A 22,180-nucleotide genomic window follows, 5' to 3' on the forward strand; every position below is an offset into this window, starting at 1 on the left:
CTCTCGCGCTTCTCCCACGCCGGACGGACCAGTATAGTCCGGCCCGTGCCCGCACCTGCTCACGGAAGGGGAGACCGGATGCGCGTCCTGTTCGTTGCCAGCGAGGCGGTGCCCCTCGTCAAGACCGGCGGTCTCGGCGACGTCGCCGGCGCCCTGCCCCCGGCCCTGCGGCGGCTGCGCCAGGACGTGCGCCTGCTGCTGCCCGCCTACCCGGAGGCCCGCGCGCGGGCCGGGCGGCTGCGCCCGGCGGCGCGCCTGACGCTGCCGCCGCTGGGCGAGGCGGTGCTCCTCGCCGGCCGCCTGCCCGGCACCTCGGTCCCGCTCTGGCTCCTGGACGCCCCCGCCTTCCGCCGCGAGGGCCACCCCTACACCGCCCCCGGCGGCCACGACTGGCCCGACAACCCGCAGCGCTTCGCGCTGCTTGCCCGCGCCGCGGCGGAGATCGCCCTCGACCGCTGCGGCCTCGGCTGGCGCGCCGACGTCCTTCACGCCCACGACTGGCAGACCGCCCTCGCCCCCGCCCTTCTCGCCGCCGAGCGGGACCGCCCCGCCACCGTCTTCACCATCCACAACCTCGCCTACCGCGGGATCTACGGGCGCGAGGTCTTCGACGCCCTCGGCCTGCCCGCGGCCTGGTGGCATCCCGAGGCGCTGGAGTTCTGGGGCGCCATGGCCTTCATCAAGGGCGGGCTCGCGTTCGCCGACCGCATCACCACGGTCAGCCCCACCTACGCCCGCGAGATCCGCACCCCGACCCACGGCGAGGGCCTCGACGGCCTGCTGCGGGCGCGCTCGGAGCGGCTGCACGGGATCCTCAACGGGGTCGACTACGCGCTCTGGGATCCCCGCCACGACCCCCACCTGCCCTGCCGCTACGGGCCCGGCCGGCTGCAGGGCAAGGCCGCCTGCAAGGCCGCCCTCCAGGCGGAGCTGGGCCTCGAGCCGGATCCCGCGGCGCCCTTGGTGGTCCACGTCGGCCGCCTCGTGGCGCAGAAGGGGGTCGATCTGCTCGTCGACGCCGCGGCCGCGCTCTGGCCGCGCCGGCGCTTCCAGCTTGCGGTGCTGGGCACCGGCGACCCCGCCCTGGAGCGGGCGGTGCGCGACGCCGCCGCGGCCCATCCCGGGCGCATGGCGGCGCGCATCGGCTACGACGAGGCCCTGGCCCATCGCATGGAGGCCGGCGCCGACCTCTTCGCCATGCCCTCGCGCTTCGAGCCCTGCGGCCTGTCGCAGCTCTACAGCCTGCGCTACGGCACGCTCCCGGTGGTGCGCCGCACGGGGGGGCTTGCCGACACCGTCATCGACGCCCTCCCCCACCACCTGCGCGCGGGGCTCGCCACCGGCTTCGTCTTCGACCAGGCCGAGCCCTGGGCGCTGGCCGAGGCCCTCGGCCGCGCCCTCGACCTGTACCGCGACCGGCGCGCCTGGCGGCGGCTCCAGGACACCGGCATGGGCCTCGACTTCGGCTGGCCCGAGAGCGCGCGGCAGTACCTCGCGGTCTATCGCGCCGCTGTCGCCGACCGCGACGCCGCCGTGCTAACCTGACACCGCAATCCCCTGTCGACGGCGCGGGCATCACCGCGCCCCGGAGCGTCGCCTATGAACATGAAGGAGATCCGCCTCATCGCCCGGGAGAAGGGCGTCCACCCCGGCCGCCTCCGCAAGGTGGAGCTGGTCCGGACCATCCAGCGCGCGGAGGGCAACTTCGACTGCTTCGCCACCGCCTACGACGGCGAGTGCGACCAGCTCGGCTGCCGCTGGCGCGAGGACTGCCTCGCCCTGTCGAGGCGGGGCGCGGCCTGAGCCGCCGGGCGCCCTCAGGCGGCCTGCTTGGGGATGGAGCCTGCGCGGCGGACGATGCGGTTGGCGCCGTCGAAGTAGAGCAGCACCGGCTCGAAGCCCTCGAGCTCGGCCTCGTCGAGGACGGCGTAGGCGCAGATGATGACGCGGTCGCCGGGCGCGGCCTTGCGTGCCGCGGCGCCGTTCATCGAGATCACCCCCGAGCCCTCCTCGGCGCGGATGGCGTAGGTGGTGAAGCGCTCGCCGTTGGCGAGGTTGTAGATGTGCACCTGCTCGAACTCGCGGATGCCGGAGGCATCCAGCAGCGCGCCGTCGATGGCGCAGGAGCCCTCGTACTCGAGCTCGGCGTGGGTCACGGTGACCTTGTGCAGCTTGGCCTTGAGCATGGTGAGCCGCATCCGCCGCTCCTCCCCTAGCGTTCCACCACCACGTTGTCGATGAGGCGCGCCGAGCCGAGACGGGCGGCGGCGAGCACCACCAGCGCCCGCTCGCCGGGGGCCGGCTCGGCGAGATCCGCCGCGCGGCGCACGGCGAAGTAGTCCGGCCGCATCCCCGCCGCCTCCAGGCGCGCCCGCCCCGCGGCCTCGACGGCGGCGAAGTCGTCCTCGCCGGCGCGCAGCCGCGCCGCCGCCTCCGCGAGCGCCCCATGCAGCTCGGGGGCACGGACGCGCTCGTCCGCCGTCAGATAGGCGTTGCGCGAGCTCATGGCGAGCCCGTCGGGCTCGCGCACGGTGTCCACGCCTTCGATCCGCACCGGGATGCAAAGGTCCTCCACCATGCGGCGGATGATGACGAGCTGCTGGTAATCCTTGCGGCCGAAGACGGCGACGTCGGGGCGCACGATGTGCAGCAGCTTGGCCACCACCGTGGCCACGCCGACGAAGTGGCCGGGCCGGAAGGCCCCGCAGAGGATGTCGGACAGCCCCGGCACCTCCACCCGCGTCGTCTCCTCCATGGGGCGGGGGTAGATCTCCGCCACCTCGGGCGCGAACAGCAGGTGGGCGCCGCGCGCCTCGAGCAGCGCGAGGTCGGCCTCGAGGGTGCGCGGATAGCGCTCGTAGTCCTCGCCGGGGCCGAACTGCATGGGGTTGACGAAGACGCTCACCACCACCCGCGGCGCCATCTCCAGGGCCCGATCCACGAGCCGCAGGTGGCCCTCGTGGAGGTTGCCCATGGTGGGCACGAAGCCGACCTCGAGGCCCTCGGCGCGCCAGGCGGCGACCTGCGCCGCCACCGCCTGCCGGGTGTGCACGAGCTCGGTCATGGCCATCCCCCGTCTCAGTCGAAGCCGTGCTCGGGCCCCGGGAAGCTGCCGTCCTTGACCGCGGCGACGTAGGCCCGCACCGCCGCCAGCAGGTCCGCCGACCCCTCGGCGAAGTTGCGCGAGAAGCGCGGGCGGCGCCCGCGGTAGATCCCGAGCATGTCGTAGCTGACCAGGATCTGGCCGTCGCAGCGCGGCCCCGCGCCGATGCCGATCACGGGGATGGCGAGCGCCGCGGCGATGTCGGCCGCGAGCGCGCGCGGCACGCACTCGAGGATCAGCAGATCGGCGCCCGCCGCCTCCAGGGCGCGGGCATCGGCGAGCATCCGCCGCGCCGCCTCGGCGTCGCGCCCCTGCACGCGGAAGCCCCCCAGCTTGTGCACCGACTGCGGCTGCAGGCCCAGGTGGGCGCAGACCGGCACGCCGCGGGCGGCCAGGGCCTCGACGGTGGCGAGCTGCGTCGCCCCGCCCTCGAGCTTGACCATCTGCGCGCCCCCCTCCTGCATCAGCCGGGCGCTGCTGGCCAGGGCCTGCTCCGGCGTGGTGTAGCTGAGGAAGGGCAGGTCCGCGACGAGCAGCGCCCGACGCCGGGCGCGGGCGACGCAGGCGGTGTGGTAGACCATCTGCTCGACGGTGACCGGGACCGTGGTGTCATGGCCCTGCACCACCATGCCCAGCGAGTCGCCGACGAGGATCACCTCGACGCCGCCCTCCTCCAGGAGGGCGCAGAAGCTGGCGTCGTAGGCGGTGAGGGCGGCGATGCGCTCGCCGGCCTCCTTCATCCGCCGCAGGCGCGCCACCGTCACCGGCTTGTCGGCGTCCGACCCCGTCATGGGATGCCCCCGCTGTGGAAAGGCGGCGATTATATCGCAGCGCAGCAGCCGCCCCGACCCGCCCCGCTCACAGGCCCATGGGCGCCGGGTTGAGATAGTGGCGCCCGTGGCGGGTGGCGCGCACGTGCCGCAGCAGGGCCTCGTAGTCGGCCTCGCTGTCGACGAGATCGATCTCGGCGGCGTTGACGATGAGTAGCGGCGCCTCGTCGTAGTGGTGGAAGAAGCGGGTGTAGGCCTCCGCCAGCCGCTCCAGGTACCCGGCCTCGATGCCGCGCTCCCACGGCCGGCCGCGTCGGGCGATGCGCGCCAGCAGCACGCCCACCGGGGCCTGGAGGTAGATCACGAGGTCCGGCGGCGGCGGGTTGGGCGCGAGCCGCCGGTGGAAGGCCTCGTAGAGGCGCAGCTCGTCGGCGTCCAGGGTGACCTCGGCGAAGAGGCGGTCCTTGGCGAGGAGATAGTCGGCGACGAGATCGCCGCGGAAGAGGTCGCCCTGGCGCAGGGCCTCGAGCTGCTGCACGCGCTGGATCAGGAAGGCGAGCTGGGTCGGCAGGGCCGCCCCGCGCGGGTCGCGGTAGAAGCGCTCGAGGAACGGGTTCTCCTCAGCCGCCTCCAGCAGCAGCTCGGCGCCGAGGCTCGCCGCGAGCCTGCGCGCCAGGCTCGTCTTGCCTACCCCGATCGGCCCCTCGACGACGATGTAGCGCCCGCCGGCGCCGCTCACGCCCCCTGCCCCCCGATGCGCTCCAGGATGCCCGCCTCGCCGCCGCGGCGCCGCAGTGCCTCCACCCGGCCGACCCCCGGGATCTCGAGCCCGGGGGCGATCTCGGCCAGCGGCACCAGCACGAAGGGCCGCTCGGCGATGCGCGGATGGGGCACCTCGAGCCGCCGGCTGCGGTAGCGCAGGCCGCCGTAGGTTAGCAGATCGAGGTCCAAGGTGCGCGGCCCCCAGCGCGAACCGTCGCGCCGCCGTCCGTGGGCGCGCTCGATGGCCTGGAGCGCGTCCAGCAGCCCCTCGGGGTCGAGCCCGGTGGCGAGGAGGGCGGCCGCGTTGAGGTAGTCGGGCTGCCCCGGCGGGCCCACCGGCGCCGTGCGGTAGAGGGCCGAGCAGGCGAGGAGCCGCGTCCCGGGCAGGGCCGCGAGCGCCGCCACCGCCGCGCGCAGGGTCGCCGCCGCATCGCCCAGGTTGGCGCCGAGGGCGACGGCGCAGGGCACCGGCGCGGCCGCCCTCACTCCGCCGTCTTGCGCCGCCGCCGACGGCGCCTGCGCCGCCCGCCCGCGGCGCGGCCCTCCATCATGCGTTGCTGCCCGTCGCGGTCGGCCTCCTGGAAGCGGGTCCACCACTGCGCCAGCTCCTCGACGTCCTCGCCGCCGCGGGCGCGCAGAAGCAGGAAGTCGTAGGCGGCACGGAAGCGCGGATGGGTCAGGAAGCGCTGCGGGCGGCGGCCGCTTCGGCGCGCGAACCGCGGCTGCAGGGTCCAGATCTCGCGCATCGGCGTGGCGAAGCGGCGCGGGATGGCCACCCGCGCCTGGCAGCGGGCGATGACGTCCTCGGCGGCGGCGTGCAGCGACTCGGTCTCGGCCATGCCGGCGGCGCGGTGGATCGCGGCCTGGCGGCGCACCGGCTCCCACAGCAGGCAGGCGAGGAGGAAGGCCGGCGTCACCGGTCGGCCCTCGCCCACGCGCTCGTCGGTGTTGGCCAGGGCGTGGGCGAGGAAGGTCCGCGGGTAGCCCGCCTCCTCCTCGGCGAGCAGCGCCTCCACCTCCGGAAAGAGCTCGCCGAAGAGCCCGAGCGCGCGCATCCGCTCGAAGCTCTCGAGTCCGTACCCGCCGAGGAAGAGCTTGAGCACCTCCTCGAACAGCCGCGCCGGCGGCACCTCGCGCAGCAGCGGCGCGAGCCGCAGGATGGGCCCGGCGGTGTCCGGGTCGATGCGGAAGCCCAGCTTGGCGGCAAAGCGCGCCGCCCGCAGCATCCGCACCGGGTCCTCGCGGTAGCGCCGCTCGGGCTCGCCGATGAGCCGCAGCACCCCGGCGCGCAGGTCGGCCATGCCGCCGACGTAGTCCACCACCGAGAAGTCGTCGATGTTGTAGTAGAGGGCGTTGACGGTGAAGTCGCGCCGGAAGGCGTCCTCCTCGAGGGTGCCGTAGAGGTTGTCGGCGACGATGATGCCGTCGACCACCTCGCGCTCGCCCTCGCCGTCGTGCAGCGCCCGGAACGTCGCCACCTCCACGATCTCGCCCTTGAAGTGGACGTGGGCGAGGCGGAAGCGCCGTCCGATGAGGCGGCAGTTGCGGAAGATCTCGCGCACCCGCTCGGGCCGGGCGTCGGTGGCGACGTCGAAGTCCTTGGGCTCGCGCCCGAGCAGGAGGTCGCGCACGCTGCCGCCCACCAGATAGGCCTCGTGGCCGGCCTTGCGCAGGCGGTAGAGGACCTTGAGGGCGTTGTCGCTGATGCTCGCGCGGGAGATGTTGTGCTCCGGGCGCGGGACGATGATCGGTTGTCGCGTCAGTGCCGGACTCTCCATGGGGCCTTCGAGCGCCCCGCCGCCGGGGCGCCTCCCGCTTCGTGCGAGGGGGGTGTGCAAGGACGAAACGCGCGCGTATAATACGCCCCGCCTTTCGCGCCGTACAGGCCGGAAGGCTTTCTTGTTGCCCGCACACCGTCGGCAGCAGAGCGTGCAAGCAGAACGCTCCGTTCGTCTAGGGGTCAGGACGCCGGCCTCTCACGCCGGTAACAGGGGTTCGAATCCCCTACGGAGCGCCAACAACCCGCGGGCGGCGGTCCCCGCCGCCCGCACCGCCCGATCCCGGCCCGGCCACCCATGACCGGGGCAAGATCAAGCCCCCCGCGCCGGTCCCGTCCCGGGAGCGGCCCCGCGCCCGTCGCGCCGGCCCCCGCCTCACCCACCCCCGCCGGAGAAGCGGCATGAACCTCGACGACCGCTACGTGCCCGCCATCCACCTCAACCTCAACGTGCGCGGCCTCGGCCCCTCGGCGACGCTCGCCATCAACGAGCGCTGCGCCCAGCTCGCCCACGAAGGACGCGACGTCTTCCGCCTCGGCCTCGGCCAGTCGCCCTTCCCGGTGCCGCAGCCGGTGGTGGACGAGCTCAAGGCGCAGGCCCACCAGAAGGCCTACCTGCCCGTGAAGGGGCTGCGGGAGCTGCGCGAGGCGGTGGCCCAGTACCACCGCCGCCAGGAGGGGGTCGAGTACAGCGGCGCCGACGTCCTCATCGGCCCCGGCAGCAAGGAGCTGATGTTCCTGGTCCAGCTCGTCTACTACGGCGACCTCGTCATCCCCACCCCGAGCTGGGTCTCCTATGCGCCCCAGGCCGCCATCATCGGCCGCCACGTGCGCTGGGTGCCGACCCGGGCCGAGGACGGCTGGCGCATCACGCCGGAGGCGCTGGACCGCCTGTGCCGCCCGGATCCCACGCGCCCGCGCATCCTGATCCTCAACTACCCCAACAACCCGGCCGGCACCACCTACGGACCCGACGAGCTCGAGGCGCTGGCGGAGGTGGCGCGCCGCTACCGCGTCATCCTGATCTCCGACGAGATCTACGGCGAGCTCCACTTCCACGGCCGCCACGCCTCCATCGCCCGCTTCTACCCCGAGGGCACCATCATCAGCGCGGGGCTCAGCAAGTGGGCCGGCGCGGGCGGCTGGCGCCTCGGCACCTTCACCTTCCCGCCCAGCCTGCGCTGGCTGCTCGACGCCATGGCCGCGGTGGCGAGCGAGACCTACACCTCCACCAGCGCGCCGATCCAGTACGCGGCCATCCGCGCCTACCAGGGCGGCCTCGAGATCGAGCGCTACCTGCACAACTCGCGCCGCATCCTGCGCGCGCTGGCCCAGCGGCTGCACGGGATGCTGACCGCGGCGGGCATCGACTGCGCCGCCCCCGAGGGCGGCTTCTACCTCTTCCCGGACTTCTGCCCCCTGCGCGAGCGCCTCGCCCGCCGCGGCATCACCGCCTCGGGCGAGCTCTGCGACCGGCTGCTGGAGGAGACCGGGGTCGCGATCCTTCCCGGCACCGACTTCGGCCGGCCCGCGGCGGAACTCACGGCACGGCTGGCCTTCGTCGACTTCGACGGGGCCCGCGCCCTGGTCGCGGCCGAGGCGGTCCCGCCCCACCAGGAGCTCGACGACGACTTCCTCGAGACCTACTGCGGCCGGGTGCTCGCGGCGGTGCAGCGCGTGGTGGATTGGACCGCGGACTGACCCGTCCGACTGGAAAAGGGGGGGCGGCGCGCTAGGCTATAATGCGGCGACGGCGCGCGGGGCGGCCCCGCACGCCCATGAGGACAACGACAACAGGAGGATCACCATGCGCATCCCCGTCCGCACCCTCGGCGCCCTGGCGCTTGCGGCGGCCTTCGCCGCCACCCCGGCACGCGCCGCGCAGGACCTGCTCATCGGCGGCGGTTCCGTCACCGGCGTCTACTACCAGGTCGCGCTCCAGGTCTGCAGCCTGGTCAACAAGTACTCGGACGGCAAGTACAACTGCGTCGGCCGGCCGGCCCTCGGCTCGGTGTTCAACATCAACGCCGTCAACCGCGGGCTGCTCGACTTCGGCGTCGCCCAGTCCGACCGCAACTGGCAGGCCTACACCGGCAACGCCGACTGGGAGGGCAAGCCGGTCAAGGACCTGCGCAGCGTCTTCAGCGTGCACCCGGAGACGGTGCTGCTGGTCACGCGCAAGGACACGGGCATCCGCTCGGTGACCGACCTCAAGGGCAAGCGGGTCAACATCGGCAACCCCGGCTCGGGCCAGCGGGGCAACGCCATGGACGTGCTGCGCCTCTACGGCATCGACGTCGACAAGGACATCCAGGCCGAGGGCCTGCAGCAGCATGACGCCTCGCGCGCCCTCGTCGACCGCAAGATCGACGCCTTCTTCTACACCGTGGGCAACCCGAGCGCGGCCATCGAGGAGCCGGCCAACTCCACCGACATCCGCATCATCCCCATCAACTCGCCGGCCATCAAGCGCTTCGTCGCCGAGCGCCCCTACTACGTCATGACCAAGATCCCCGCCGGCACCTACCGCGGCGTGGACGAGGACGTGGAGACCTACGCCGTCAAGGCCACCGTGGTCACCAGCGCCAAGGCCTCGGAGCAGATGGTCTACGACGTGGTCAAGATCGTCTTCGAGCACCTGGACGAGCTGCGCGGGGCCCACGCCGCCTTCCGCCACCTCCAGCCCGAGGAGATGCTCGGCGGTCTGTCGGCCCCCTTCCATCCGGGGGCGCTGCGCTACTACCGCGAGCGCGGCTTCAGGATCCCCAAGACGCTCGCCGAGTAAGGCAGCGGAGAAGGGGGCGCGGGCGCCCCCTTCTCCTTTGCCGTCCACTCCTCGCGCCGCCCGCGCGGGCGGCGCCCGCCGCGTGACCCGCCCATGTCCGAGATCGAGAAGCACGTCGTGGACGCAGAGGCCGAGGCCGAGGCGCGACGCATCGCCGCCGAGGTGGAGACCGGCCCGCGCGAGCCGGCGAGCCGCTTCACCACCGCCCTGATCACGCTGCTGTGCCTGGCGTGGTCCGGCTTCCAGCTCTACATCGCGTTCCGGCCCATCAACGCCATCATCGCGCGGGCCTGGCACCTCGCCTTCGCCATCGCCCTGGTCTACCTCGCCTACCCGCTCTACAAGCACCGCCGCCCGCCCTTCTGGCTGCGCGGACTGCAGCGCCTCTTCCCGCGGCTCGGCACCCGCCCGCACCGCGAGTACGTGCCGGTCTACGACTTCGTCTTCGCCGCCGTCGCCGCCGGCGCCGCCCTCTACATCTGGTGGGACTACGAGGGCATCGTCATGCGCTCGGGCCTGCCCACCCGGCTCGACGTCTGGATGGGCGTGGTCATGATCGTCTTCCTGCTGGAGGCGGCGCGCCGGGCGCTGGGGCCGGCCCTGCCGACGCTGTGCCTGATCTTCCTCGTCTACACCTTCGCCGGCCCCTACATGCCGGAGATCCTGCGCCACCGGGGCATCCCGCTGGAGTTCGTCATCAACGACATGTACCTCTCCGACACCGGCATCTTCGGGGTGCCGCTGGGGGTCTCCACCAGCTTCGTCTTCCTCTTCGTCCTCTTCGGCGCGCTCCTGGACAAGGCGGGCGCAGGCAAGTACTTCATCGACGTCGCCTTCGCCGGCCTCGGCGGCCTGCGCGGCGGCCCCGCCAAGGCCTGCGTGGTGGCCTCGGGCCTGACCGGGCTGGTCTCGGGCTCGTCCATCGCCAACACCGTCACCACCGGCACCTTCACCATCCCCCTCATGAAGAAGGTGGGCCTGCCCGCCTACAAGGCCGGCGCGGTGGAGGTGGCGGCCTCCACCAACGGCCAGCTCATGCCGCCCATCATGGGTGCCGCGGCCTTCATCATGGCCGAGATCCTCGGGATCCCTTATCTCGACGTAGTCCGCGCCGCCTTCTTCCCCGCCGTCATCTCCTACATGGCGCTCTTCTACGTGGTCCACCTCGAGGCCGTGAAGCTCGGCATCCAGGCCCTGCCGCGCAGCGAGCTGCCGCCCTTCCTGAAGACGGTGCTGCGCGGGCTGCACTACGTCATCCCGCTGGCGATCCTGATCCTCTTCCTCGTGGTGCTGCGGCGCTCGGCGATCCAGTCGGCGCTGCTCGCCATCGAGGCCCTGGTGGTGATCATGCTGGTGCAGCGGCCCATCATGGCCTACCTCGCCCTCGGCGCACGCCGCCGCGCCGGGACCCTGGATCCCGAGACGCGGCTCGGCGCCGTCCTGGGCCGCGCCCTCCTTCAGGGGCTTCGCGACATCTGGGACGGGCTCATCGCCGGCGCCCGCAACATGATCGCGGTGGGCGTGGCGACGGCCGCCGCGGGGATCATCGTCGGCGTGGTGACCATCACCGGGCTCGTGGGCCGCTTCGTCACCGTGATCGAGGTGATCTCGCTGGGCAACGTCTACCTGATGCTGATCCTGACGGCGCTGACCAGCATCGTCCTCGGCATGGGGCTGCCCACCACCGCCAACTACATCATCATGGCGACCCTGACCGCCCCCGTCATCGTCCATCTCGGCGCCGACGCCGGGCTCGTCTTCCCCCTCATCGCCGCGCACCTCTTCGTCTTCTACTTCGGCATCCTCGCCGACGACACGCCGCCGGTGGGGCTGGCGGCCTACGCCGCTGCGGCCATCGCCCGCGCCGACCCCATCCGCACCGGCATCCAGGGCTTCACCTACGATCTGCGCACCGCGATCCTGCCCTTCGTCTTCATCTTCAACCTGGATCTCCTCATGATCGCGGGGGCGACCCCGGACGGCGGCATCATCTGGGAGACCAACGCCCTCAAGATCGCCTTCGTCTTCGTCGCCTCGCTCGCCGCCATGTTCGCCTTCGCCTCGTTCATGCAGGGCTGGTCCGGCGACCGCTGCTCCTGGCCCGAGCGGCTGCTGCTGCTCGCCATCGCCATCGCCCTCTTCCGGCCCGGCCTCTACGAGGAGCTGGTCCCCGTCCCGGACGAGGCGGTGCAGGCCGCGACCCTGCTCCTCTACGGGCTGCTCTATCTCCACCAGAAGGCGCGCCACCGCCGGCGCACGGCGGCGCAGGCCGCCTCACCCTGAGGGAGGGCGACATGTTCCGCAACATCCTCCTGCCGGTGAACCTGACCGAGGGGCCGCACAGCCCGCGCGCCCTGGAGGCGGCGCTGGAGTATGCGCGCCGCGACGGAGCCCATCTCTACGTGCTGGAGGTGCTGCCCGACTACGGCCTGCCGGTGGTGGCCTCCTTCTTCCCGCCGGAGGCGCGCGCGGCGGCCGTGCGCGAGACCGAGCAGCAGCTCGCCGACTTCGTGCGCCGGCACGTGCCGGAGGGGGTCGCGGTCACCGCGGTGGTGCGCGAGGGCCGCCCCTACGAGCAGATCCTCGAGGAGGCCGGCCGCCACCGCATCGACCTCATCGTCATCCCCAGCCGCCACATGGGCACCATGGAGGGCTTCCTCCTCGGCTCCACCGCCGAGAAGGTGGTGCGCCACGCCCGCTGCTCGGTGCTGGTGGTGCGCGACTGAAGCCGCGGCGGGACCGCGTCGCCCCGGCGCCGTGCCGCCGGCGGCGGCGCGGTCTCAGCGTTGCTGGCGGCGCTTCCAGGCCTGCCAGGCGCGCCATTCCTGGAACTCGCGCCAGGCCTCGGTGCCCTCGTTGGCCTCGCGCCAGCGCATGTAGGCGCGCCAGGCACGGAAGGTCTCCAGATCGTCCTCCCCCTGCGCCGTCGCAGCCTGCGCGGCATCCTGCGCCGCCTTGGGAGCCGCCGCCGCGTCGGACCGCCCGAGGGCGACCTCGCCCGACGCCCCGGACAGGATGCCCGGACCCTCGGGGATCTCGTTCTGCGAGCGGTAGGCGAACGGGCGGCCGGCACAGCCGGCGACGAGCAGCACCAGAATCGGGATCGGCCAGCGCATCGGAACTCCTCAGGGGGGCGCACCCCCGCGGTGCGCCCCCGCGATGGGTCAGAACTTCACCCGGCTGCCCAGCGTGGCGATGGTGATGTCGTCGAAGTTCGCGCCGGACCGATCGAGGCTGTGCACCTTGACCCCGGCGAAGAGCTCCACGCTCGCGATCGGCTTGAAGACGTAGCCGATCCCCACCATGTCGGCGTCATCGCCTTGCTGCGCCTCGTCCTCGGCGCTCGCGAAGTCCACCGACACCGCGTGGCGGCCCTGCCGGTAGCCCAGCTTCAGGTACCAGTAGTCGGCATCCAGCATGTCGTCGTCCTCACGGTGGGAAAGCGCGGCGGTGACGTTGAAGCCGCTCGGGTGCAGCCACGAGATGGAGCCGCCGCTGGTCTCCACGTCGCCCTTGTCCTTGGTATCCCTCGTGGAGAAGCCCACCGCCGCCGCCAGGCGCCCGCCGCCGCCGAGCTCGCCGGCATAGCGCCCCGCCACCTCGATGACGTCGTCCCCATCGCCCCCCTTGCTGCCGAAGCTGACCGCGAGCCCGAACGGGCCGAGCGGGGGCGTGTCGTAGCGCACGCGGTCGTAGCGGCTCTCGAAATCGAACTGATCGATCACCTCGCCGATCTTGGGCCCTGCGGTTCCTCCGTCCTGGAACCTGATACTGGCGCCGATGTCGGTCACCCCCGCATAGTTGACGATGCTGGTGCCCGACAGATCCACCTCGACCCCGCCGTTGGCGGCGCCGTCGCCCTGACCCAGGCTCACCTTGCCGAAGGCGCCCTGGAGGAAGACGTCGAGATGGCGCTCGTTGAGGTCCAGGCCGCCGGTGTTGCGCTCGGCGAACGAGACCTTGCTCGAGTTGTTGGAGACCATCTCCACCTCCCAATTGATCCCCGCCTTCATGCCGCCGCCGATGTCACCGGCGCCGACGAAGCGGAAGCGGGTGTTGCTGGTCTCCGGATCGACGAAGAAGCTGTCGGAGCGGTCGCCGTCGTCGACGAACATGAGGGCCCGGGCCACGTGCCCGGAGATCTTGGCCTCGATGGCCGATGCCGGTGCAGCGGCGAGGCCGCCCGCGAGAGCCGCGGTCACGGCGGCGGTCAGGACAGGCATGCGCATCATCGTGGTCCTCCCTGAAGGGTGGCAGAAGCGTAACGACGCGATCGTTGCGCCCTCCTGGCGGACCCGGCGGTCCACCGCCCCTCCGGAGGACTGCAGCCCGACGGCGGGCCGCGGAATCAGTGTAAAGACCAAGCCACGGAGATTGCAACCACGTTGTCCCCTCCCGGCGAATTGTCTATCGTGGACGCCTCCGCGGATCCCGACCCGTCCCCGTCAGGGAGGTGCGCCATGAACACCATCGAGGCCCTGCTCGGCCCGGAGGCCGAGGATCTCCTGACCCACCGCTGCACCACCATCCCCAAGGAGCGGCTGCACCTGCCGGGCCCCGACTTCGTCGACCGCGTGGTGGCGCAGAGCGACCGCAGCCCGGCGGTGATGCGCAGCCTGCAGACGCTGTTCGACACCGGGAGGCTCGCCGGCACCGGCTATCTCTCGATCCTGCCCGTGGACCAGGGCGTGGAGCACTCGGCCGGGGCCTCCTTCGCCCCCAATCCCATCTACTTCGACCCCGAGAACATCGTGCGCCTGGCCATCGAGGGCGGCTGCAACGCGGTGGCCTCGACCCTGGGGGTGCTGGGCGCGGTGGCGCGCCGCTACGCCCACCGCATCCCCTTCATCGTCAAGCTCAATCACAACGAGCTGCTCACCTACCCCAACATCCACGACCAGACGCTGTTCGCGCAGGTGGAGCAGGCCTTCGAGATGGGCGCGGTGGCGGTGGGGGCCACCATCTACTTCGGCTCCGAGGAGTCGCGCCGGCAGATCCTGGAGATCAGCGAGGCCTTCGCCCGCGCCCACGAGCTGGGCATGGCCACCGTCCTCTGGGCCTATCTCCGCAACCCCGCCTTCAAGCACGAGGGCACGGACTACCACGTCGCCGCCGACCTCACCGGCCAGGCCAACCACCTGGGCGTGACCATCGAGGCCGACATCGTCAAGCAGAAGCAGGCCGAGAACAACGGCGGCTACACCGCCCTCGGCTTCGGCAAGACCCACCCCAAGGTCTACGAGGCCCTCACCTCCGACCACCCCATCGACCTCGTGCGCTACCAGGTGGCCTGCTGCTACATGGGGCGCGCGGGGCTGATCAACTCCGGCGGCCCCTCGGGGCAGAACGACCTCCACCAGGCGGTGCGCACGGCGGTGATCAACAAGCGCGCCGGCGGCATGGGGCTGATCTCCGGGCGCAAGGCCTTCCAGAAGCCCATGGAGGAGGGCGTGCGGCTGCTGCACGCGATCCAGGACGTCTATCTCTCGAAGGACGTCACCATCGCCTGAGGATCTCGACACCCGAGGCTGGGGAGGGGACATGAGCGACCGGCCCAAGTACGTCTACGACTTCGAGGAGGGCGACGGCGGCGACAAGCGGCTGCTGGGCGGCAAGGGGGCGAACCTGTGCGAGATGACGCGCATTGGCCTCAACGTGCCCCCGGGCTTCGTCATCACCACCGAGGCCTGCCTGGCCTACCTCGCCGACCCCGAGCGGCGCCTGCCGCCCGGTCTCATGGACGAGGTGCGCGAGCACATCCGCCGGCTCGAGGCCAAGACCGGCAAGGGCTTCGGCGATCCCGCCAACCCCCTCCTGGTCTCGGTGCGCTCGGGCTCGGCGATCTCCATGCCGGGGATGATGGACACCATCCTGAACCTCGGCCTCAACGCGGAGACGCTGCAGGGCCTGATCCGCCAGACCGGCAATCCGCGCTTCGCCTACGACGCCTGGCGGCGCTTCATCCAGCTCTTCGGCAAGGTCGCCCTCAAGGTGCCGGACGAGCTCTTCGACGAGCGCTTCGAGGCCATCAAGGCGCGCGTCGGCGCTCGCAGCGATCTCGACCTCGGCGCCGACGAGCTCGCCGAGGCCGCCGAGGCCTTCCTCGAGGTGGTGCGGGCCCACACCGGACGCCCCTTCCCCGCCGACGTCCACGCCCAGCTCGAGGCCGCGGTCCGGGCGGTCTTCGACTCCTGGATGGGCAAGCGCGCGGTGGACTACCGGCGCGAGTTCCACATCACCCCCGACATCGCCAACGGCACTGCGGTGAACGTGGTGGCCATGGTCTTCGGCAACATGGGGGAGGACTCGTGCACGGGGGTGGCCTTCACCCGCGACCCCGCCACCGGCGAGAACCGCCTCTTCGGCGAGTACCTGGTCAACGCCCAGGGCGAGGACGTGGTCGCCGGCATCCGCACCCCGAAACCGATCCAGGAGATGGCGCAGGAGATGCCGGACATCTACCGCCAGCTCCTGGAGCTGCGCGAGCGCCTGGAGCGCCATTACCGCGAGGTCCAGGACTTCGAGTTCACGGTCGAGCGCGGCGTGCTCTACTGCCTGCAGACCCGCAACGGCAAGATGAACGCCCCGGCGATGGTGCGCACCTCGGTGGAGATGGAGCGCGAGGGCCTCATCGACCGCCGCCAGGCGCTGCTGCGCATCCGTCCCGAGCACCTGGAGCAGCTCCTCTTCCCGCGCCTCGACCCGGGCTTCCGCGGCCGGCCCCTCGCCACGGGGCTGCCGGCCTCGCCGGGCGCGGCGAGCGGGCGCATCGTCTTCGACGCCGACACCGCCGAGGCCCGCGGCCGCCTCGGCGAGAAGGTGATCCTGGTCCGGGTCGAGACCAAGCCCGAGGACATCCACGGCTTCTTCGCCGCCCAGGGCATCCTCACCAGCCGCGGCGGCAAGACCTCCCACGCCGCGGTGGTGGCCCGCGGCATGGGCAAGCCCTGCGTCGCCGGCGCCGAGGGCATCCGGGTCGACGAGGCGGCCCGGGTCGCCGTCGTGGGCGAGACGGTGCTGCGCGAGGGCGACGTCATCACCATCGACGGCAGCACCGGCCACGTCTATGCCGGCGAGGCACCCATGGTGGAGCCGGAGTTCACCGGCGACCTCGCCACGCTCCTCGGCTGGGCCGACGAGGTGGCGCGCCTCGGCGTGCGGGCCAACGCCGACACGCCGGCCGACGCCGAGCGGGCGCTGCGCTTCGGTGCGCAGGGGATCGGCCTGTGCCGCACCGAACGCATGTTCAACGATCCCGCGCGCCTGCCGGTGGTGGTGGACATGATCCTGGCCGAGACGCCGGAGGCGCGGGCGGCCGCCCTGGAGCGGCTCCTGCCCATGCAGCGCGAGGACTTCTACCGCATCTTCAAGGTGATGGCGCCGCGCCCGGTGACCGTGCGCCTGCTCGACCCGCCCATCCACGAGTTCCTCCCGCGCGAGGAGGAGCTGGTGCGCGAGATCGAGGCCCTGCGGCACCTGCGCGAGACCCTCGCCGGCCTCGCCGTCCTCGGCCAGGCGCTGCCGGCGGAGGGGGCCGGCGCCGAGGCGGCGCGGGCGCTTGCCTCGCTGCAAGGCCAGACCGTGGAGCAGGCGCTGGCGCGCAAGGAGGGGATGCTGGCCAAGGTGCGCGAGCTGCGCGAGGTCAACCCCATGCTGGGCCACCGCGGCGTGCGCCTCGGCATCACCTACCCCGAGATCTACCGCATGCAGATCCGCGCCGTCCTCGAGGCCGCGGCCCGCTGTGTGCAGGAGGGGATCGCGGTGGACCCCGAGATCATGGTGCCGCAGGTCTGCACCGCCAAGGAGCTCGAGTACGTGCGCGCCTACGTCGACGAGATCCACGCGGAGGTGGAGCGCGAGGCCGGCGTGAAGGTGCCGTTCCGCTTCGGCACCATGATCGAGGTGGTGCGCGCCTGCATGCGCGCGGGCCGCCTCGCCGAGGTGGCCGAGTTCTTCTCCTTCGGCACCAACGACCTCTCCCAGGCGACCTTCTCCTTCTCCCGCGAGGACGCCGAGAACAAGTTCCTGCCCCTCTACAACGAGAAGGGCATCCTCCAGGACAACCCCTTCGAGGTGCTGGACGTGCACGGCGTCGGACGGCTGATGCAGATCACCGTGGAGTGGGGTCGCAGGAGCCGCCCCGACCTCAAGGTCGGGATCTGCGGCGAACAGGGCGGGCACCCCGAGTCCATCCGCTTCTGTCACCACATCGGCCTCGACTACGTCTCCTGCTCGGCGCCGCGGGTGCCCATCGCGCGGCTCGCCGCCGCCCATGCGAGGCTGCGCGAGGATGAGTACCGCTTCGACTGAGCCGGCGGGGCTGGGGCGGCGCCTCGGCGCCGCCCTCTACGACGGGCTGCTGCTGCTCGCCCTGTGGTTCTTCGCCACCCTCGCCCTGATGCCCTTCACCGGCGGCGCGATCCCGCCCGGGGATCTGCGCTACGAGGCGTATCTCGTGGCGGTGGGCGGGCTCTTCTTCGTCTACTTCTGGAGCCGCGGCGGCCAGACGCTGGGCATGCGCGCCTGGCGGCTGCGCCTGGTGGGGCCCGACGGGCGCCCGCCCCGGGCCGGGCGCGCCGCCTGCCGCTACCTCCTGGCCTGGCTCTCGTGGGGGCTCGGCGGCCTGGGGATCCTCTGGGTGCTGGTCGACCGCGAGCGGCGCGCCTGGCACGACCTCGCCTGCGGCACGCGCGTGCTGCGGCTGCCGAAGGGCGGGCTCAGCGCACGGCCCTGAACGCGACCCCCACCGCGAGGGCCAGCACCGCCGCCGGCAGCGCGGCCCCCAGCACCGGCGGCCAGCCGAAGGCGTGTCCGGCCTGCTCGCTGAGGCGCGCCCCCAGGTGCACGGCGATGCCGAGGAAGATCCCCGCCGCCAGCCGCGCCCCCGCGGAGCTGCTGCGCAGCGGCCCGAAGACGAAGGGCACCGCCAGGGCCACGATCAGCAGGTTGGTCAGCGGCGAGAGGAGCTTGGCCCACAGCGCCGCCTCGTAGCGGCGCGCATCGAGGCCGTTGGCGCGCAGATAGGCGCGGTAGCGCAGAAGGCCGCGCACCGAGAGCTCCTCCGGAGGGGTGGCGAGAACCCGCGCCGTCTCCGGGTCCAGCAGCGCCGGCGCCTGCACCCGCGCCGCGTCCCGCGCCCCCACTGTCCCCTCGCCGAAGTCGGTGGTGCGCACGTCGTGCAGCACCCATGCACCCTCCTCGAGGGTCGCGAGACGCGCCGTGCGCACGCGGCGGAGCCCCTCTTCGTCCGTCTCGTAGACGGTCACCCCCACCAGCCGCCCGCCCGGCAGGATGCGCTGGACGTGGACGAAGTGCCCCCCGGCGCGGGCCCAGAAGCCGCTCTCGCTGTACATGATGCCCAGCGACTCGGCGTGCGCGCGGGTGGCGCGGGCGAGGCGCTCGGTCTGCGGCACCACCCACTCGCCCAGCACCGCCGCCGCCGCGGCCAGGGGCAGGGCCGCCACCATCACCGAGGCCCCGATGCGCGGCACCGAGATCCCCGCCGCCCGCATCACCACGAGCTCGCTGCGCGCGGCGAGCGCCCCGAGCCCCATCAGGGTCCCGAGGAGCAGCGCCAGCGGCATCAGCGCCACCGCCTCCCCGGGCAGGCCCAGCAGCACGTGGCGCAGGGCGGCGGCGGGCGGATAGGCGGCGTCCACCCGCGCAAGCTCCCCCATGAGGCCCACCACCGTGTCCAGGGCCGCCACCGCCCCGAGCGCGAGCAGCGTCGCCGCCGCCACCGTGCGCCCGATGTAGCGGTCGAGGATCCCGATCACCGCCGCCCCCGCAGCGGGCGCAGGGCGAGCCCGGCCCAGAGCAGCAGCGCCGCGCCGTGCACCCACCAGAGGCCCAGCGCCGCCGGCACCCGCCCGCCCTCGAGCCAGCTGCGCCCGGCGAGCAGCAGGTTGAAGTAGACGAGATAGAGGACGAGCGCGGCGAGCAGCGGCCAGGCCCTGCCCCGGCGCGGATCGGTGCGCGCCAGCGGCAACGCCACCACCCCCAGGACCGGGATCGCCAGCGCCAGCGCCAGGCGCCAGTGCAGCTCGGCGCGCGCGGCGGGGGCGCCGTCGGCGAGGAGCTCGCCCAGGTCGCGCGCCCGCTCCACCGCCCCGGGGTCGAGCCGCGGCTCGGCCACGCGCAGCCCGTGGGCGGCGAAGCGCAGCAGCCGCCAGTCGCGCCGCCCCGGCTCGCCCTCGTAGCGCACCCCGTCGTGGAGGATCAGGTGGCGCTCGCCGTCGGGCAGGGTGACCCGCTCGGCCCAGCGCGCGCGCAGCACCGTACGCCCCTCGGGGCCGCGCACCTCGGCGAAGACCGCCTCGAAGCGGCGCCGGTCGGGCGAGATGCGTTCGGCGTAGAAGGTCACGCGACCGTCCTCCGAGGAGCGGAAGCGGCCCGCCTCGAAGGCGCTCGCCTCGGCCCGCAGCTCCGCCTCGCGCTCCATGCGCTCGGCCGCGGTCTCGGCCCAGGGCGCCGCCCAGCCCGCGACGACCAGCACCAGCCCCGCCGCCGGCAGCGCCACCGCGAGGACGCCGCGGTAGATGCGCGCGGGCGGCACCCCGCAGGCGAGCATCGCGGTGATCTCGCTGTCGCGGTAGAGGCGGCCCAGGACCGCCATGGCGGCGACGAAGAAGGCCGCCGGCAGGATCGCCGGCAGGGTCTTCAGCACCTTGAGCAGCAGCAGGGTGCCGAGGACGTCCGCGGGCAGCTCGCCGGCGGCGACCCGCGCCGCGAGGGCGGCGAAGCGGTTGCTGAGGAGCATCGCCACCAGGACCAGGAGCGCGAGCACCGAGGCGCGCGCCACGTCCCCGCCCACATAGCGGGTCAGGACCGCCACGGCGGGCCTCCCGCGGGCCGCTTTTCTTGTCCTTTTCGCGCCCTTTGCGCCGGATTCATGTAAACTGCCCGAATTCGAAACTCTCGCCCCCACGACGGGGCCCACAGCATAGCACGGCGTCCACCCGGAACCGCGGAGGGAGGAGATGGAATACCAGCTCAAGAGCGGAAGCCCGGACAAGCAGCGCAGCGCCTGCCTCGTGGTCGGCGTCTTCGAGCCGCGGCGGCTGTCGGCGGCGGCGGAGGCGGTGGACCGCGCCGCCGGCGGCCTGCTCTCGACCATCCTGCGCCGCGGCGACATGGACGGGCGGCGCGGCCAGCTCCTGCTGCTCCACCAGGTCCCGGGCGTGCTCGCCGACCGCGTCCTCCTGGTGGGCCTCGGGCGCGAGCGGGAGCTCACCGACGGCCGCTACCGCGAGGTGGTGCGCGCGGCGGTGGCCCACCTCGACGAGGGCGGCGCCATGGAGGCCACGGTGTGCCTGTGCGAGCTCCCGGTGAAGGGGCGCGACCTCTACTGGCGCGTGCGCGAGACCGTGGTGGCGGCCGAGGACGCCCTCTACCGCTTCGAGACCCTCAAGAGCGAGAAGACGCCGCGCCGCCGCCCCCTGCGCCGCCTCACCCTGATGGTGCCGGGGCGGCGCGAGCGCGCCGTGGGCGAGGAGGCGGTCCGCCACGGCGAGGCCATCGCCGAGGGCGTGCGCCTCGCGCGGGACCTGGGCAACCTGCCCGGCAACATCTGCACCCCGGCCCATCTCGCCGACGAGGCCCGACGCCTCGCCGAGGCCCACGAGGCGGTCTCGGTGGAGGTGCTCGAGCGCGAGGACATGGAGCGGCTCGGCATGGGGGCGCTGCTCTCGGTGGCCAAGGGCAGCCGCCAGCCCCCCAAGCTCATCGTGCTCCACTACCGGGGCGCGGCCGAGGACGAGCGCCCCTACGCGCTGGTGGGCAAGGGGATCACCTTCGACTCCGGCGGCATCTCCATCAAGCCGGCGGCGGCCATGGACGAGATGAAGTTCGACATGTGCGGCGCCGCCGCCGTGCTCGGCACCTTCCGGGCCGCCGCGAGGCTCGGCCTGCCCGTCAACCTCGTCGGCCTGATCCCGAGCTGCGAGAACCTCCCCGACGGCGCCGCCAACAAGCCGGGCGACGTCGTCACCTCCCTGTCCGGCAAGACCATCGAGGTGCTCAACACCGACGCCGAGGGGCGGCTCATCCTGTGCGACGCCCTGACCTACGCCGGCCGCTACGAGCCCCGCGCGGTGGTGGACATCGCCACCCTCACCGGGGCCTGCGTCATCGCGCTGGGGCGGCACGCCCACGGCCTCTTCGCCAACCAGCCCGGGCTTGCCCACGAGCTGCTCGAGGCCGGCCGCCGCGCCGGGGACCGCGCCTGGGAGCTGCCGCTGTGGGACGAGTACCAGGAGCAGCTCAAGAGCAACTTCGCCGACATGGCCAACGTCGGCGGCCGCGACGCCGGCGCCATCACCGCCGCCTGCTTCCTCGCCCGCTTCGCCGAGAAGTACCGCTGGGCCCACCTGGACATCGCCGGCACCGCCTGGCTCACCGGCGAGCAGAAGGGGGCCACGGGGCGGCCGGTGCCGCTGCTGGTGCAGTGGCTGCTGGACCGCGCCGCAGGGGCGTGACCCCGGCGGTGACCCGGATCGACTTCTACGTCCTCGAGGAGCCGGGGACGGAGCCGCGCCGGCGCCTCGCCTGCCGCCTCGCGGAGAAGGCCTTCGCCCAGGGCCACGCCGTCTTTCTCCACGCCGCCGACGAGGCCGAGGCGGCGGCCCTGGACGAGCTGCTCTGGACATTCCGCGCCGGCAGCTTCGTCCCCCATGCGCGCCCGGGCGATCCCCTCGCCGCGACCGTGCGCGTGCTCATCGACGCCGGCGCGCCGCCCGCGGACATGAGCGACGTCCTCGTCAACCTCCACCCCGACGTCCCGCCCTTCTTCAGCCGCTTCGGGCGCCTGGCCGAGATCGTCACCCCCGACACCCGCGCGGCCGCCCGCGCCCGCTACCGCCACTACCAGCAGCGCGGCTACCCGCTCCACACCCACCGGCTCGGCCGCTGAGCCGCCGGCGGCGAGACGCGGCCGCACGCATCCTTTAGAATCTTCAGCCCTTTCCGCCTTGCACGCATCGGCC

21 protein-coding genes and 1 tRNA gene are annotated in these 22,180 nt (G+C 73.1%); 12 read left to right on the plus strand and 10 right to left on the minus strand.

What is annotated here, in order from left to right; all coding sequences use genetic code 11:
• Positions 1 to 78 precede the first annotated feature (78 nt).
• The gene (gene glgA / locus EDC57_RS10360) at positions 79 to 1,545 is read left to right on the plus strand and encodes a glycogen synthase GlgA (RefSeq protein WP_123401770.1); all 1,467 of its coding nucleotides are present in this window, start codon (positions 79 to 81) and stop codon (positions 1,543 to 1,545) included.
• Positions 1,546 to 1,599: 54 nt separating this feature from the next.
• Positions 1,600 to 1,803 (plus strand): SAP domain-containing protein, encoded by a 204-nt coding sequence (locus tag EDC57_RS10365; RefSeq protein WP_123401771.1) that lies wholly within the window; start codon positions 1,600 to 1,602, stop codon positions 1,801 to 1,803.
• Positions 1,804 to 1,817: 14 nt separating this feature from the next.
• On the opposite strand, the gene panD is transcribed toward EDC57_RS10365, so the two are convergent.
• From panD to pcnB, 6 genes are all read right to left on the minus strand, one after another.
• Positions 1,818 to 2,198 (minus strand): aspartate 1-decarboxylase, encoded by a 381-nt coding sequence (gene panD / locus EDC57_RS10370; protein ID WP_123401772.1) that lies wholly within the window; start codon positions 2,196 to 2,198, stop codon positions 1,818 to 1,820.
• Positions 2,199 to 2,212: 14 nt separating this feature from the next.
• Positions 2,213 to 3,064: a pantoate--beta-alanine ligase gene (panC, locus tag EDC57_RS10375; RefSeq protein WP_123401773.1), complete on the minus strand. Its 852-nt coding sequence runs from the start codon at positions 3,062 to 3,064 to the stop codon at positions 2,213 to 2,215.
• Positions 3,065 to 3,078: 14 nt separating this feature from the next.
• Positions 3,079 to 3,894 carry a 3-methyl-2-oxobutanoate hydroxymethyltransferase gene (gene panB, locus EDC57_RS10380; protein ID WP_123401774.1) on the minus strand — a complete coding sequence of 272 codons (816 nt, stop codon included), beginning with the start codon at positions 3,892 to 3,894 and terminating at the stop codon, positions 3,079 to 3,081.
• A gap of 67 nt (positions 3,895 to 3,961) precedes the next feature.
• A complete protein-coding gene (locus EDC57_RS10385) occupies positions 3,962 to 4,612 on the minus strand; it encodes a deoxynucleoside kinase (RefSeq protein WP_123401775.1) in 651 nt (216 codons plus the stop codon).
• Positions 4,609 to 5,121, minus strand: a complete 513-nt coding sequence (gene folK / locus EDC57_RS10390; RefSeq protein ID WP_211331955.1) for a 2-amino-4-hydroxy-6-hydroxymethyldihydropteridine diphosphokinase — start codon at positions 5,119 to 5,121, stop codon at positions 4,609 to 4,611. The genes EDC57_RS10385 and folK overlap by 4 nt, the downstream gene beginning before the upstream one ends.
• On the minus strand, positions 5,118 to 6,413 hold the full coding sequence (gene pcnB, locus EDC57_RS10395) for a polynucleotide adenylyltransferase PcnB (RefSeq protein ID WP_123401776.1): 1,296 nt from the start codon (positions 6,411 to 6,413) through the stop codon (positions 5,118 to 5,120). The genes folK and pcnB overlap by 4 nt, the downstream gene beginning before the upstream one ends.
• 164 nt (positions 6,414 to 6,577) lie before the next feature.
• Between pcnB and EDC57_RS10400 the strand changes: the two genes are divergently transcribed.
• The 5 genes from EDC57_RS10400 to EDC57_RS10420 all read left to right on the plus strand — a co-directional run bounded on the left by EDC57_RS10400 (position 6,578) and on the right by EDC57_RS10420 (position 11,923).
• Positions 6,578 to 6,652: transfer RNA gene (locus EDC57_RS10400), tRNA-Glu, on the plus strand.
• Between the two features lie 162 nt (positions 6,653 to 6,814).
• A complete protein-coding gene (locus tag EDC57_RS10405) occupies positions 6,815 to 8,113 on the plus strand; it encodes a pyridoxal phosphate-dependent aminotransferase (RefSeq protein WP_123401777.1) in 1,299 nt (432 codons plus the stop codon).
• 106 nt (positions 8,114 to 8,219) lie between these two features.
• A complete protein-coding gene (locus EDC57_RS10410) occupies positions 8,220 to 9,197 on the plus strand; it encodes a TAXI family TRAP transporter solute-binding subunit (RefSeq protein WP_123401778.1) in 978 nt (325 codons plus the stop codon).
• Between the two features lie 93 nt (positions 9,198 to 9,290).
• Positions 9,291 to 11,480 (plus strand): TRAP transporter permease, encoded by a 2,190-nt coding sequence (locus EDC57_RS10415; protein WP_123401779.1) that lies wholly within the window; start codon positions 9,291 to 9,293, stop codon positions 11,478 to 11,480.
• 11 nt (positions 11,481 to 11,491) lie between these two features.
• On the plus strand, positions 11,492 to 11,923 hold the full coding sequence (locus EDC57_RS10420) for a universal stress protein (protein WP_123401780.1): 432 nt from the start codon (positions 11,492 to 11,494) through the stop codon (positions 11,921 to 11,923).
• A 54-nt stretch (positions 11,924 to 11,977) separates the two neighbouring features.
• On the opposite strand, the gene EDC57_RS10425 is transcribed toward EDC57_RS10420, so the two are convergent.
• Both EDC57_RS10425 and EDC57_RS10430 read right to left on the minus strand, forming a co-directional pair.
• A complete protein-coding gene (locus tag EDC57_RS10425; RefSeq protein WP_123401781.1) occupies positions 11,978 to 12,313 on the minus strand; it encodes a hypothetical protein in 336 nt (111 codons plus the stop codon).
• A gap of 48 nt (positions 12,314 to 12,361) precedes the next feature.
• On the minus strand, positions 12,362 to 13,429 hold the full coding sequence (locus tag EDC57_RS10430; RefSeq protein WP_123401782.1) for a porin: 1,068 nt from the start codon (positions 13,427 to 13,429) through the stop codon (positions 12,362 to 12,364).
• Positions 13,430 to 13,657: 228 nt separating this feature from the next.
• Here EDC57_RS10430 and EDC57_RS10435 point away from each other — a divergent pair, with 228 nt between their 5' ends.
• From EDC57_RS10435 to EDC57_RS10445, 3 genes are read left to right on the plus strand one after another with little or no spacing between them, the layout of a single operon-like run.
• Complete coding sequence (locus EDC57_RS10435; protein WP_123401783.1) at positions 13,658 to 14,707, plus strand: class I fructose-bisphosphate aldolase; 1,050 nt, start codon at positions 13,658 to 13,660, stop codon at positions 14,705 to 14,707.
• 31 nt (positions 14,708 to 14,738) lie between these two features.
• Positions 14,739 to 17,507: a pyruvate, phosphate dikinase gene (gene ppdK / locus EDC57_RS10440; RefSeq protein ID WP_123401784.1), complete on the plus strand. Its 2,769-nt coding sequence runs from the start codon at positions 14,739 to 14,741 to the stop codon at positions 17,505 to 17,507.
• Complete coding sequence (locus EDC57_RS10445) at positions 17,488 to 17,931, plus strand: RDD family protein (RefSeq protein ID WP_123401785.1); 444 nt, start codon at positions 17,488 to 17,490, stop codon at positions 17,929 to 17,931. The genes ppdK and EDC57_RS10445 overlap by 20 nt, the downstream gene beginning before the upstream one ends.
• Here the strand turns inward: EDC57_RS10445 and lptG are convergent.
• Both lptG and lptF read right to left on the minus strand, forming a co-directional pair.
• On the minus strand, positions 17,915 to 18,973 hold the full coding sequence (gene lptG, locus EDC57_RS10450) for an LPS export ABC transporter permease LptG (protein ID WP_170165108.1): 1,059 nt from the start codon (positions 18,971 to 18,973) through the stop codon (positions 17,915 to 17,917). The genes EDC57_RS10445 and lptG overlap by 17 nt on opposite strands.
• Positions 18,970 to 20,031, minus strand: coding sequence for an LPS export ABC transporter permease LptF (gene lptF, locus EDC57_RS10455; RefSeq protein ID WP_170165109.1), 1,062 nt, complete (start codon positions 20,029 to 20,031; stop codon positions 18,970 to 18,972). The genes lptG and lptF overlap by 4 nt, the downstream gene beginning before the upstream one ends.
• A 145-nt stretch (positions 20,032 to 20,176) precedes the next feature.
• Here lptF and EDC57_RS10460 point away from each other — a divergent pair, with 145 nt between their 5' ends.
• Positions 20,177 to 21,673 (plus strand): leucyl aminopeptidase, encoded by a 1,497-nt coding sequence (locus EDC57_RS10460; protein ID WP_123401787.1) that lies wholly within the window; start codon positions 20,177 to 20,179, stop codon positions 21,671 to 21,673.
• Positions 21,674 to 21,681: 8 nt separating this feature from the next.
• Complete coding sequence (locus EDC57_RS10465; protein WP_123401893.1) at positions 21,682 to 22,107, plus strand: DNA polymerase III subunit chi; 426 nt, start codon at positions 21,682 to 21,684, stop codon at positions 22,105 to 22,107.
• The last annotated feature ends 73 nt before the right edge of the window (positions 22,108 to 22,180 follow it).

The organism is Inmirania thermothiophila (assembly GCF_003751635.1).
Taxonomy (GTDB): Bacteria; Pseudomonadota; Gammaproteobacteria; order DSM-100275; family DSM-100275; genus Inmirania; species Inmirania thermothiophila.

Bases quoted from the DNA above. Each gene is read 5' to 3' on its own strand.
- EDC57_RS10410 (WP_123401778.1), top strand. From the start codon at position 8,220: ATGCGCATCCCCGTCCGCACCCTCGGCGCCCTGGCGCTTGCGGCGGCC.
- EDC57_RS10445 (WP_123401785.1), top strand. From the start codon at position 17,488: ATGAGTACCGCTTCGACTGAGCCGGCGGGGCTGGGGCGGCGCCTCGGC.
- EDC57_RS10435 (WP_123401783.1), top strand. From the start codon at position 13,658: ATGAACACCATCGAGGCCCTGCTCGGCCCGGAGGCCGAGGATCTCCTG.
- glgA (WP_123401770.1), top strand. From the start codon at position 79: ATGCGCGTCCTGTTCGTTGCCAGCGAGGCGGTGCCCCTCGTCAAGACC.
- pcnB (WP_123401776.1), bottom strand. From the start codon at position 6,413: ATGGAGAGTCCGGCACTGACGCGACAACCGATCATCGTCCCGCGCCCG.
- EDC57_RS10365 (WP_123401771.1), top strand. From the start codon at position 1,600: ATGAACATGAAGGAGATCCGCCTCATCGCCCGGGAGAAGGGCGTCCAC.
- panC (WP_123401773.1), bottom strand. From the start codon at position 3,064: ATGACCGAGCTCGTGCACACCCGGCAGGCGGTGGCGGCGCAGGTCGCC.
- EDC57_RS10415 (WP_123401779.1), top strand. From the start codon at position 9,291: ATGTCCGAGATCGAGAAGCACGTCGTGGACGCAGAGGCCGAGGCCGAG.
- EDC57_RS10405 (WP_123401777.1), top strand. From the start codon at position 6,815: ATGAACCTCGACGACCGCTACGTGCCCGCCATCCACCTCAACCTCAAC.
- EDC57_RS10430 (WP_123401782.1), bottom strand. From the start codon at position 13,429: ATGATGCGCATGCCTGTCCTGACCGCCGCCGTGACCGCGGCTCTCGCG.
- EDC57_RS10425 (WP_123401781.1), bottom strand. From the start codon at position 12,313: ATGCGCTGGCCGATCCCGATTCTGGTGCTGCTCGTCGCCGGCTGTGCC.
- EDC57_RS10460 (WP_123401787.1), top strand. From the start codon at position 20,177: ATGGAATACCAGCTCAAGAGCGGAAGCCCGGACAAGCAGCGCAGCGCC.
- panD (WP_123401772.1), bottom strand. From the start codon at position 2,198: ATGCGGCTCACCATGCTCAAGGCCAAGCTGCACAAGGTCACCGTGACC.
- EDC57_RS10420 (WP_123401780.1), top strand. From the start codon at position 11,492: ATGTTCCGCAACATCCTCCTGCCGGTGAACCTGACCGAGGGGCCGCAC.
- ppdK (WP_123401784.1), top strand. From the start codon at position 14,739: ATGAGCGACCGGCCCAAGTACGTCTACGACTTCGAGGAGGGCGACGGC.
- panB (WP_123401774.1), bottom strand. From the start codon at position 3,894: ATGACGGGGTCGGACGCCGACAAGCCGGTGACGGTGGCGCGCCTGCGG.